Annotated in this window: 12 protein-coding genes; 4 read left to right on the top strand and 8 right to left on the bottom strand. The window is 46.2% G+C overall.

What is annotated here, in order from left to right:
- Positions 1-15 precede the first annotated feature (15 nt).
- The 3 genes from K429_RS0126360 to K429_RS0126350 form a co-directional block, all read right to left on the bottom strand.
- Positions 16-1488: an efflux transporter outer membrane subunit gene (locus tag K429_RS0126360; protein WP_029328711.1), complete on the bottom strand. Its 1473-nt coding sequence runs from the start codon at positions 1486-1488 to the stop codon at positions 16-18.
- Between the two features lie 534 nt (positions 1489-2022).
- A complete protein-coding gene (locus K429_RS0126355) occupies positions 2023-2841 on the bottom strand; it encodes a zinc ribbon domain-containing protein (RefSeq protein WP_007214220.1) in 819 nt (272 codons plus the stop codon).
- 5 nt (positions 2842-2846) lie between these two features.
- Entirely contained in the window at positions 2847-3941 is a 1095-nt protein-coding gene (locus K429_RS0126350; RefSeq protein ID WP_007218548.1) for a Nif3-like dinuclear metal center hexameric protein, read from the bottom strand.
- A 107-nt stretch (positions 3942-4048) separates the two neighbouring features.
- Between K429_RS0126350 and K429_RS0126345 the strand changes: the two genes are divergently transcribed.
- Entirely contained in the window at positions 4049-4456 is a 408-nt protein-coding gene (locus K429_RS0126345) for a DUF4891 domain-containing protein (protein WP_007218547.1), read from the top strand.
- Here the strand turns inward: K429_RS0126345 and K429_RS0126340 are convergent.
- Positions 4453-5262: an ABC transporter permease gene (locus K429_RS0126340; RefSeq protein ID WP_007214215.1), complete on the bottom strand. Its 810-nt coding sequence runs from the start codon at positions 5260-5262 to the stop codon at positions 4453-4455. The genes K429_RS0126345 and K429_RS0126340 overlap by 4 nt on opposite strands.
- 16 nt (positions 5263-5278) lie before the next feature.
- Positions 5279-5899 (bottom strand): ATP-binding cassette domain-containing protein, encoded by a 621-nt coding sequence (locus K429_RS0126335; protein WP_029328709.1) that lies wholly within the window; start codon positions 5897-5899, stop codon positions 5279-5281.
- Positions 5900-6084: 185 nt separating this feature from the next.
- Here K429_RS0126335 and K429_RS0126330 point away from each other — a divergent pair, with 185 nt between their 5' ends.
- Genes K429_RS0126330 through K429_RS0126320 form a run of 3 tightly spaced genes read left to right on the top strand, consistent with a single transcriptional unit; the run spans position 6085 to position 8564 of the window.
- Complete coding sequence (locus tag K429_RS0126330; RefSeq protein WP_007662536.1) at positions 6085-6627, top strand: ferredoxin domain-containing protein; 543 nt, start codon at positions 6085-6087, stop codon at positions 6625-6627.
- Positions 6624-7667: an agmatine deiminase family protein gene (locus tag K429_RS0126325; protein WP_029328708.1), complete on the top strand. Its 1044-nt coding sequence runs from the start codon at positions 6624-6626 to the stop codon at positions 7665-7667. Before K429_RS0126330 ends, K429_RS0126325 begins: the two co-directional genes overlap by 4 nt.
- Before the next feature lie 12 nt (positions 7668-7679).
- A complete protein-coding gene (locus K429_RS0126320; protein WP_029328707.1) occupies positions 7680-8564 on the top strand; it encodes a carbon-nitrogen hydrolase in 885 nt (294 codons plus the stop codon).
- Positions 8565-8635: 71 nt separating this feature from the next.
- Here the strand turns inward: K429_RS0126320 and K429_RS0126315 are convergent, their stop codons facing one another.
- The 3 genes from K429_RS0126315 to K429_RS0126305 all read right to left on the bottom strand — a co-directional run bounded on the left by K429_RS0126315 (position 8636) and on the right by K429_RS0126305 (position 11940).
- Entirely contained in the window at positions 8636-9025 is a 390-nt protein-coding gene (locus K429_RS0126315; RefSeq protein WP_007214210.1) for a GtrA family protein, read from the bottom strand.
- Positions 9026-9042: 17 nt separating this feature from the next.
- Positions 9043-10800, bottom strand: coding sequence for an aspartate--tRNA ligase (gene aspS / locus K429_RS0126310; RefSeq protein WP_029328706.1), 1758 nt, complete (start codon positions 10798-10800; stop codon positions 9043-9045).
- Between the two features lie 108 nt (positions 10801-10908).
- A complete protein-coding gene (locus K429_RS0126305) occupies positions 10909-11940 on the bottom strand; it encodes a diacylglycerol kinase family protein (protein ID WP_007218543.1) in 1032 nt (343 codons plus the stop codon).
- Positions 11941-12036: the final 96 nt, after the last annotated feature.

Here is a 12036-nt window from a genome sequence, read left to right as displayed (position 1 = left end):
TTTAGGAATTATTACTCAGTTCTCTTTATATCCTCCTCCCAGTGCCTGGTACAATGACACCAGATATAGCAGTGAACTACCCTCCGCCTGCGTCAACTGGTTTTCGTACGTCAGTAGCGAACGGAGTGCATCCAGTACATTCTGAAAAGGGCTAAGTCCCTGTTTATAAAGCTCCAGGGAGAGTTTCAGTGTCTCTTGTCCCTGATTTCGTACTTCCCGGAGGGCGACAATTTGTTTGATGGAATTCCGGTAATTATTCATCGCATTGTCCGTTTCCTGTACAGCGGTAAGTACGGTTTCGTTGAAGTTATGCACTGCTTCGTCCAGTTGTGCACGTGCCTGTTTGGTGGCATTCACCAGCTTTGTTCCGCTGAACAGTGTCCAACTGAGGGTTGGGGCAATTTCAAATGTCATACTTTTCCGTCGGGTCAGGTCTTTCAAATCCCGGGCGGCATATCCTACAGATCCTTTCAGGAATACTTGTGGCAGCCAGTCGCTTTTGCTGGCTCCCAATAGTGCGGCTTGTGCATTAACCAGTCTTTCGGCTTGGCGCACATCGGGACGACGAAGCAATAAATCGGCAGGTAATCCTACTCCAACAGGTTCCATGTAGTCGGGCAATTTCCCGATTCTTTCCAATGTGGGGCGTATCTCCTGCGGATAAGTTCCCAGCAGAATAGCCAGCGAGTTGATGTATTGGCTGATTCCGGATTCCAGTTGCGGAACAGATGCTTTAGTGCTGAAATACACTGATTTAGCCTGTGCTACATCCAGTTTCGATACAAGTCCCGTGTTGTAGCGTACTTTGGTGATGTTGAGCACTTCTTCTTGCGTCCGGCAGTTATGCATTACTACCTGCAGTTCCTGTTGCAGTTCTCGCAGGTTGATGTAGGCAGAAGCTACTTGTGCACAGAGGGATACCTGTACGGAGATGTACTCTTCACGGCTGGCTTGGAATGTTTCCCGTTGCGCCTTTACCCGTTGCCGGATGCTTCCGAATATATCCAGTTCCCAACTGGCATTGAGTGACGCATCATAATAATGTGTGATGGATTGGGGCAATTCGGTGGTGTTTCCACTGCTTTGCTGGCGGAGCCATCCACCATTTAAAGAAATAGAAGGGAAAAAATTACTGCGCTCCATCCTCAGGCTGGCACGTGCCTGTTCCATACGGTCTATAGCGGCAAGTACGGAATAGTTTTCGCCGGATGCTACGCTGATAAGAGAGTCCAGTACCGGGTCATTGAATGCTTTCCACCACTGGTCATCTACCGGTAATATCTGTCCGCTGAATAAGTTATCATCTGCGGATGCCGTGGTAGAATTAGCGGTTCCTGTGGAAGTAGGGACCGTTTTAGAGTTCGGAATCACCGTATTCCCCCAGCCTCGGGGCAATGGTTTTTCCAGATAACGGTTGCCATTCTGTGCCGTGACGGCAGAACATAGGCACGATAAGAGCAGCACGCTGCCCCAAGCTTTAATCTTCATAGGTTTAGGTTGTTTTTTGTGATACAGGGTTCATAACAACCTGGAGCTCTATTTGTTTAGAGAAGATTGGGGAGGTTATAATGGGGTTCTGACAGATGGATGTGGATTGGTGTGGGTGATCTATAATTGAAGAAATGAATTAAAGATTGCTGGTATCCTTTTGTTAGTTTGCTGATAATCAATTAACTGTATTTACCGACAGCTTACTGCAAGATGTAAAAGCATTTACCGCCGTATGTAACAACCTTTACCCCTTATTGTAACGGCTTTTACTTCGGCATGTAACGACCTTTACCGCGATATGTAAATGGAGTTACCGTGCGGGGTTAACAAAGCTATCATTTGGGGTAAACAGAATTTTCATGAGAGGAAACGACTGTGCACTTATAAAGTGAAGTAAGAGATAATCCATACCCCTACAATAATGAGTTTAATTCAACGACTTCGGTAGTGTATATATAGGAAAGGACACCCCTGCAAGCAACATCTTATTGCTTGCAGGGGCGTCCTTTCCTATATATACACCGCCGAATATTATTCCGCAGTCTTTTTTCTTCTAGTCGGCTTTTCCTTTACCTCTTCCTTGTGTTCGATGGTTACACCAGCCAATTCCGGGTCAATCATGATACGTCCGCAATACTCGCAAACGATGATTTTCTTACGAGAACGGATATCCAGTTGTCTCTGGGGTGGGATTTTGTTGAAGCAACCGCCACAAGCGTCACGCTGTACATATACGATACCCAATCCGTTGCGAGAGTTCTTACGGATACGCTTGAAAGACTGGAGCAAGCGCGGTTCGATCTTAGTTTCAAGTTCTTTGGCTTTGTCTCTCAGCTTTTCTTCTTCCTGCTTGGTTTCAGAGATGATTTCGTCCAGTTCGTTCTTCTTAACGTCCAGGTCTTTCTGTCTTTCGTCCAACGCTTCTGTGCTCTTTGCAGCTTCAGCAGACTTCTCCTGTTCCTGTGCAGCGAACTCTTTGATTCTCTTATCGCAAAGCTCCATTTCCAGAGTTTGGAATTCGATTTCTTTGCTTAGGAAGTCGTACTCACGGTTGTTGCGTACATTCTCCTGCTGTTCCTTGTATTTTGCGATAGAAGCTTTTGAAGTTTCAATCTCCACTTTCTTGGTAGCGATGGCGGATTTCAGTTCGGCTACTTCTGCCTTAATTCTGTCGATACGAGTGCTCAGACCGGCGATTTCATCTTCCAAGTCCTGTACTTCCAGCGGAAGTTCACCTCTTAAAGTCTTGATTTCATCAATCTTAGACAACATAGTCTGCAACTGGAACAGGGCTTTCAACTTCTGCTCCACGGTCAATTCCTGAGGATCTTTTTTTGCTTCTTTAGCCATTTTACTTATAAATATTTTATGGGATTGGTATTCACTTTGCACTGTTGCAGCGCAAGGTTAGGAAACAACTCCCGGATTATTGTATAGAATATTTCTTTTGTATATTGTTCGCTTTCGTAATGTCCTATCTCTGCCAACAGAATATCCGTATCGTGTCCGAAGTAATCGTGATACTTGATTTCCCCGGTGATGAACACGTCTGCACCGTTGCGTATGGCAAGCGGCATCAGAAATGCTCCAGCTCCTCCACACAGTGCCACGGTTTGTATTTCACGCCCGGTCAACTTGTTATGCTTCAGGCAGCCTACTTCAAAGGTCTTCTTGATGCGTTTCAGAAACTCCAACTCCGTTTCCGGTGTTTCCAGTTCTCCGATAACTCCTGCCCCAGCCTGTGTCCAGCTATTCTGCAAAGGATATAAATCGAATGCAGGTTCCTCATACGGATGGGCACTCAGTAGAGCTTTGATAACTTCCGATTTCTTATAGGCAGGCAATACGGTCTCTATCCGCACTTCCTTTTCCGTATGCAACTCTCCGATGCTTCCACAGAACGGGTGGCTACCCTCCTGAGCGCAGAAAGTTCCCTCTCCTTCTATATTGTAGCTGCATGCGTCATAGTTTCCTATGCAACCGCATCCGGCTGCAAACAAAGCTTTACGAACATCTTCCGCCTGTGCTGTGGGTACAAAAGTCACCAATTTTACCAAGGTATTCTCTTTGGCTTCCAGCACGCGTACATTACTCAATCCTATTTTCTCGGCAATCTTGAAGTTCACCCCTCCCGGAGCATTGTCCAGGTTGGTATGTGCCGAGTAGATCACGATATCATTCTTGATTGCTTTCATGATACAATGCTCTACATAGTCCCTACCCGTGATGGATTTATATCCTTTGAATATCAGCGGATGATGGGATATGACAAGATTGTACCCTAACGCAATCGCTTCGTCCAGCACGGCTTCGGTGACGTCAAGACACAACAAAGCCCCTGTTGCTTCCGCTTCTGTCAATCCGATTTGCAGGCCGGCATTATCAAATCCGTCTTGCAATGGCAGAGGCGCGAACCGTTCAAGGGCGCTTACTATCTCCTTAATTCTCATTATGTGAATAGAAAATTTCGATGCAAATATAGTAAAAATGCACTGAATAACTGTTTGTTTTACTCTTTTTTTATATATTTGTTCGGATAATTGTAAAACTCTATACCATGAAAGTATTACTTTTCTCGTTTTTCGCTTTATTATGCATTCTTTTCTCGTGCCAACCCTCACCCAAAGCCCAGGATGGCGGTGAAGAGGATGCACAAGAGGAATTTGTGGATACTACTCCGAAGGCTACAGCTATCTTCTGGATAGATAAACATAAGGAAATGCCCGGACAATCGTCAAAGAGGCCGGGGGCGGTACGTACCGTGAAAGCCAAAGTCAATATCCATTTGGCAGGGCGTATAGAAGTACTTTCGTATGTGAAACCGCAGAAAGGATATATAAAAAGTTATATAAATCGCCGTCTTGAGACGTTCCGGGTAAGGAAAGTGTTGATGGACAGTGCTTATATAAAACCCGGCGTACAGTATGTGCAGTTGCGTTATACTCCTGAAAAAGTAGAGCATTAACGGTTTTTCTTCTTTTCCTTTTTCTCTACCATTACCTGCAATAGTTTTCCGTTGGCATCGAACGACTTACGCGATGCCAACGAGATGGTAATCATCAGCGAAAGCATGGATGCCGTGAAGGTTATCACCATAATCATCATTTGATATTTGATGGCGACATTCGGGCTACTACCTCCCAGGATTTGTCCGATCATTGTGCCGGGCAGTGCCACCAAGCCCATAACGGCAATATTGGCAATCAACGGACTGAAAGACTTAATGATAGCCTGTTTGATAAAAGGCGCTTGTGCCTCTGCCCTTGTGGCGCCATTGCCAAGCAGATAGCGATACAATTGTTGTTCCCGTTTCAATCCGCTGTAATAAGCATTCAGCGCAACGACATTGCTGGATAGCATGTTTCCCATCAGGATACCGAATATCGGAATAAAATACTGGGCACTGAACACATTCTCCAACCGTAATACAATGGCAATGAAGTACATGCCGATGCAGACAACACTGAATAAGAAACCTATGGAGATAGGAATAAACAGTATTTTCCGTTTCAATTGGGTGCGTGCCAGGGCGGTTTGTGCGGCGACGAATATCATAATAATCACCCACAGAAAGTTGATCCACGGGTTATTCCACAGAAACAAGTATTTCAGGTAGATACCGATAAAGAAAAGTTGTACAATCATCCGTGCGATACCAATCACGGTAACCCACAATAGCCCTGTCTTGAACTTCCACAAGTAGAACAGCGGAATGAGCAACAGCAACAATCCGATGGCTAAACTGGTATATGATATGTCGATAGTTCCCACTTTATTAATCTCTTAGTTATAGCGTTATCATCTGGTTGCATCCTTGCGCAAATCCCTGGTCGTGAGAGACGGCGAGAATGGCACTTCCCTCCCTCATTCGTTTCCGGAAGAAAGCAAGTACTTTATCCGTAGAGTCCGAATCCAGTGCGGAAGTCGGTTCATCCACAATCAGCAGCGGCTTTTGCATCAGGGTGGCTACGGCAATCATGATACGTTGCCGTTGTCCTCCGGAGATCTCATTCACACGTTTATCGTACAATTCCTCTTCCAGCCCCAATTCATCGAAACAGGCAAATAGTTTGTCCAGTGAAAAGGGGGTATTCCGGTTAGCTTTCAGATTGAAAGGGAGTTGCACCATTTCCTTCACCCATTCCGATGGAAGCGCCAGTTCTTGCGGTATCCATGCCACTTGCCTGCGAATTTGGTCGATAGTTCCTTTTTCCAGTAAAATGCCGTTAACGGTGATGCTCCCTGCTTTGAGGGGTACAAATCCTAAAACTGCATTCAGCAAGGAGGTCTTTCCCCGCCCCGATTGTCCGGAAATGCAGGCGATTTCCCCTTCGTGCAGTTGTAAGCAAAAACCGGAAAAAAGTGTATCTGCTCCGAAAGCGATGCATGCGTTGTCTATTTGAAGTATAGTCCTGGTCTCCATTTGAAAGCAAATATAGAAAGGAATTCTGAGAAAACGACGGATTATTGGCTGAAATCAGTATCTTTAAATAAGATAAGCTGCATTTCGGCATAACTTTTTCATGCAAGCATGAAAGTTCTGCACTCAATTTGCATTATCTTTGCTATCAGTTTTTAATAAGAGTGAGAATTATGATACAGAACGAACGTGCAAGCCGCCACGAACATGTGTTGGACGTGGCAAGGCAGATGATGACTGCTGCCCGTACTGCTCCGAAGGGAAAAGGTGTAGATATAATTGAAATAGCTATGGTCACCGGAGACGATTTAAAAGTATTGTCGGACAAGATGGTTGCTATGGTAGAAGAACACGGAATGAAGTTCTTTTTGCGGGATGCCGCCAATATTTTGCAGGCTGAATGTGTAATTATAATAGGTACGCGCGAGCAGGCGCAAGGATTGAATTGCGGCCATTGTGGTTATCCCACTTGTGCGGGACGCCCTGAAGGTGTGCCTTGTGCCGTGAATTCGGTCGATGTAGGTATAGCTATCGGTTCGGCTTGTGCCACGGCGGCCGATTTGCGTGTGGATACCCGTGTGATGTTCTCTGCCGGACTTGCTGCGCAGCAATTGGAGTGGTTGCCGGGATGCAGATCCGTGTATGCTATTCCGGTCAGTGCTTCGACCAAGAATCCGTTCTTTGACCGCAAGCCGAAAGAAGAAAAGAAAGAATGATAAATATGAGTGATACGTTCAATGCTGTTTTGCCTGCCGAATGGGCGCCGCAAAGCGGAATACAGCTGACTTGGCCCCATGCCGGAACTGACTGGGCACATATGCTTACGGAAGTACAGGCCTGCTTTGCCGCTATCGCACGCGAAATAGCCCAACGGGAATTGCTTCTGATTGTAACTCCCGAACCGGAGGAGGTCAAAAAGCAGATTTCAGCTACCGTCAATATGCAGAATGTCCGTTTCATGGAGTGTGAAACGAATGATACCTGGGCGCGTGATCATGGTGCAATTACCATGTTGGATGCAGAAGGTGCTTCACTTCTTGATTTCATGTTCAATGGTTGGGGGCTGAAATTCGCTTCAGATAAAGACAATCTGATTACCCGTCAGGCTGTGGAATCCGGTTTCCTGAATGGGCGGTATGTTAATCGTCTGGGGTTTGTCTTGGAAGGTGGTTCCATTGAGAGCGACGGTTTGGGAACATTGCTCACCACGTCCGAGTGTTTGCTTTCTCCCAATCGTAACGGGCAGATGAGCCGCGATGAAATCGAAGACTATCTCTGTTCTGTATTTCATCTGAAACAGGTACTTTGGCTCGATCATGGGTATTTGGCAGGAGATGATACGGATAGTCATGTCGATACGCTCGCTCGTTTTTGTTCACCGGATACTATTGCCTATGTGCAATGCACCGATACGCAGGATGAACATTACGAAGCTCTCCATCAAATGGAAGAACAACTGAAAAACTTCTGTACTTTGAATGGAACCCCCTACCGTCTGTTGGCATTGCCTATGGTGGATAAGATTGAGGAAGAGGGCGAACGCCTCCCCGCAACGTATGCCAATTTCTTGATAATGAGTGATGCGGTGCTTTATCCTACTTACCGTCAGCCGGAGAATGACCAACGTGCTAAAGAAGTCTTGCAGGAAGCGTTCCCGGAATATGAGATTGTAGGCATTGATTGCCGGGCGCTGATTAAGCAGCATGGATCGCTCCATTGTGTTACGATGCAGTACCCTGCCGGTGTATTGAAATAAAATTAGAAAGATATGAGAAAAATAAAAGTCGGAATTATTCAGCAAGCCAATACAGCAGATCTTCGTACGAACCTGATGAACCTGGCTAAAAGCATAGAAGCCTGTGCTGCACATGGTGCGCAACTGGTTGTATTACAGGAACTGCACAACTCCCTGTATTTCTGTCAGACTGAAAACACGCAACTGTTTGATCTGGCGGAAACCATTCCCGGCCCTTCCACCGGATTTTATTCCGAACTGGCCGCTGCCAATAAAATCGTATTGGTAACCTCCCTATTTGAGAAACGTGCTCCGGGACTCTATCATAACACCGCCGTTGTTTTTGATCGTGACGGAAGCATTGCCGGAAAATATCGCAAGATGCATATCCCCGACGATCCGGCCTATTATGAAAAGTTCTACTTCACCCCCGGAGATATAGGTTTCGAACCTATCCAAACCTCTCTCGGAAAACTGGGCGTACTTGTTTGCTGGGATCAGTGGTATCCCGAAGCTGCCCGCTTGATGGCATTGAAAGGTGCCGAATTATTAATCTACCCCACCGCCATCGGTTGGGAAAGCAGTGATGCCGATGATGAAAAGGCACGCCAGCTCAATGCCTGGATTATCTCCCAGCGTGCCCATGCCGTAGCCAACGGACTTCCTGTTATCTCCGTTAACCGTGTCGGTCACGAACCCGATCCGTCCATGCAGACAAATGGCATCCAATTCTGGGGAAATAGTTTTGTAGCAGGCCCGCAAGGAGAATTCCTTGCACAAGCCGGAAACGACCGTCCTGAAAATATAGTAGTGGAAATAGATATGGAACGCTCGGAAAATGTACGCCGTTGGTGGCCTTTCCTGCGTGACCGCCGTATTGATGAATATGATGGATTGACGAAACGCTTCCTCGATTAAAATGCAATTCGATAAAAGTGTGATAAAGCGCAATTTGATAAAAGCGCAGTAAAACGCAGTTTGATAAAACGTTAACGGAACGTGATTCTCCTGTTCATTATAAAATTCACGCCTCCGTAGATGAACAGTCCCAGGAACTGAGCCAGGTATTCATCACAATTCAGTGCCTCGACTAACACTACCAAGAATAGGAATTGCGCCAGATACGCCATTCCGAAAGCGATAGAAAAGAGCAACACCTGCCTCCAGGTGTTGCTCTTCTTTTCTTTATCATCCAAAGGAAATATCCAGTGCTTGCACCAGATAAAATTATGAGTCTGTGCAATGACGTAAGCAGTTATGTTAGAGAGCATATAGTCGATGTCCAGTTCATCCATCATCAGCCAGATGACTGCTGCTATAATCAGGGCATTCAGCGTACCGATTACCGCAAAACGGAAGATGCGTCTCGACTCTCTCACAACAAATTAACCTACTCTTATTCTTTGATATCTACGATCAGATTCAGTTCGTCCAACTGAGACGGATCAAGTGCCGCGGGAGCATCCAGCATCACGTCGCGTCCACTGTTATTCTTCGGGAATGCGATGCAGTCACGAATACTATCCAATCCGGCGAAGAGAGATACCCAACGATCAAGACCATATGCCAGACCGCCATGAGGAGGTGCACCGTATTTGAATGCATTCATCAGGAATCCAAATTGTTCTTCTGCTTTCTGCGGAGTGAATCCCAGGATTTCAAACATCTTTGCCTGCAACTTCGGATCGTGGATACGGATTGAACCGCCACCAACTTCCACACCATTGATTACCATATCATAAGCATCGGCACGTACAGCTGCCGGATCTGTCTCCAGCAAATCAACGTCTTCGTCTTTCGGATGGGTGAACGGATGGTGCATAGCCATCAAGCGGTTTTCTTGCTCGCTCCATTCAAACATCGGGAAGTCTACCACCCACAAGCATGCGAATGTGTTCTTATCACGCAATCCCAGTTGGCTACCCATTTCCAGACGAAGCTCGCAAAGCTGCTTGCGTGTCTTCATGGTGTCGTCGCCGCTCAAAATCAGAATCAAGTCACCCGGTTTGGCACCGAAAGCTTCTTTCACCTGTTGCAGTACTTCCTGCGTATAAAATTTGTCAACGCTCGATTTTACACTTCCGTCTTCCTCTACACGGGCGTAAACCATACCTTTTGCACCAATCTGCGGTCTCTTCACGAATTCCGTCAGTGCATCCAGTTGTTTGCGGGTGTAGTGTGCGGCACCTTCGGCACAGATACCACCGATGTATTCGGCACTATCAAATACAGAGAAGCCATGACCTTTCAGTATATCCATCAGCTCCACGAACTTCATACCGAAACGCAAGTCGGGTTTGTCGCTACCATAATATTTCATGGCGTCCGCCCATGCCATACGCTGGAACTGACCTTCCAATTCCACACCGCGGATTTCTTTGAACAGATATTTCGTCATACCTTCAAACAGGTTGATGATGTCGTCCTGTTCCACGAAAGACATTTCGCAGTCTATCTGAGTAAATTCCGGCTGACGGTCGGCACGAAGGTCTTCGTCACGGAAACACTTGGCAATCTGGAAGTAACGGTCGAAACCGGATACCATCAGCAATTGCTTTAAGGTCTGCGGGCTTTGCGGCAAAGCGTAAAACTGTCCCGGATTCATGCGTGAGGGCACCACGAAGTCGCGTGCGCCTTCCGGAGTAGAGCCTACCAGTACAGGAGTTTCCACTTCGATGAAACCCTGGCTGTCCAGATAGCGGCGTACTTCAATGGTCATTCTATGGCGGAGTTCCAGATTTCTGCGTACCGATGGGCGGCGCAAATCCAGATAACGGTATTTCATGCGGATATCGTCGCCACCATCCGTATTATCTTCGATGGTGAACGGAGGTGTCAGGGCTGCATTCAGCACATTCAGTTCCGATACGATGATTTCAATATCTCCGGTCGGGATATTGGCATTCTTGCTGAAGCGTTCGTTCACCGTTCCTGTAATCTGAATGACGAATTCGCGTCCCAAGCGGTTGGCGTTCTCGCAAAGTGCGGCGTCCACCTCTTCGTTGAAAACTAACTGGGTGATACCGTAACGGTCGCGGAGGTCAATGAATGTCATGCCTCCCATTTTGCGGCTGCGCTGCACCCAACCTGCCAGCGTTACTTGCTTATTGACATCGGAGATACGAAGTTCTCCGCAGGTGTGTGATCTAAACATGTTGATAATTACTAATTATGATTTACTAATTACAAATTGGCTGCACTGTAATGGTTGCAGGCCAGTTGCTAATAGTCTGCAAAAATACAGATTTATTTTATAAAAAACTCAGATTTTCGTTAACTTCTTAATCTGCTCTTTACTCTTATCCAATATCATCTTATTCTTATGCACAATCTCCTCATTGATCTGCTTCAGGCCATTTATATAATCCTGTGCCCGTTGCAATACATTCGAAGAGTCTTTTTCGGCATATCGGGGGATGATTACCTGCAATCCTTCTTTGATAACCTTTACGTCGATGTTTTCCCCCATCATCATCGGGTCCCCGTCAAAGTGCACTACTCCTGGTTTGGTACGGTGGATGCGCAGCGTCTGGCAGCGGAAAGTTTTGATGCGGCTATTTTGGTCTATAGTCTTATTAAACAGTTGGAAAGACAGGGAGGGCACATCCAGCACCGTGAAAGGTTCAAGGATGGTCACGTCCAGTAATCCGTCCGTCAGCATGGCCTGTGGAGCTATGTACGCATTGTTTCCGTATTGCGAAGCGTTGCCGCAGGCTATCAGGAAAGCCTTATACTTTAAAGTACCGTCTTCCGTTTCCAGTTCGTAAGTTTCGGGCTGATACTTCAGACTCTCCAGCAGAGTCTTTTCTAAATAGGTAAGAGGGCCTCTCCTGCCCGCCTTTGCAAACTTCAGGCTGACAAAAGCATCAAAACCCACACCGCAGGTACAGAAGAAAGGCACTTCATTGATTTTTCCGTAATCGATGACGTCTATAATTCCTTCGTTGATGATTTCTATCGCCTTTTTGGGCTCCATCGAGATTTGTAGATGGCGTGCCAGTCCGTTTCCCGAACCACACGGAATGATGCCCAATGCAGTTTTTGTATGCACCAGCGAACGGGCTATTTCGTTAATCGTACCGTCACCGCCAATAGCCACTACAGCATGCACATTTTCCTTTGCTTTTTGTGCAGCAATTTCAACAGCATGTCCGGCATATTCGGTATAGATTACCTCTTGGACATACTTTGCCTTATCCAGCTTTTCATCGAGCAAATGGAGGATTTGCTCTTTGCTCTGCGTACCGGATTTCGGATTTATAATGAATGATATTTTCTTTTTTTCTTCGTCCATGCAAGGGTTGTTTCACTATGCAATTTTATAAATGGCAAAAGTAATACAAATACTTGAATTTTTAACCATAGAGTGGGCTTTAATCCATGGGCAAAT

This window comes from Bacteroides sp. 14(A) (genome assembly GCF_000526555.1).
Taxonomy (GTDB): domain Bacteria; phylum Bacteroidota; class Bacteroidia; order Bacteroidales; family Bacteroidaceae; genus Bacteroides; species Bacteroides cellulosilyticus.
Note: the sequence above shows the minus strand (reverse complement) of the source record. Positions and strands in the feature narration are given on the sequence as shown.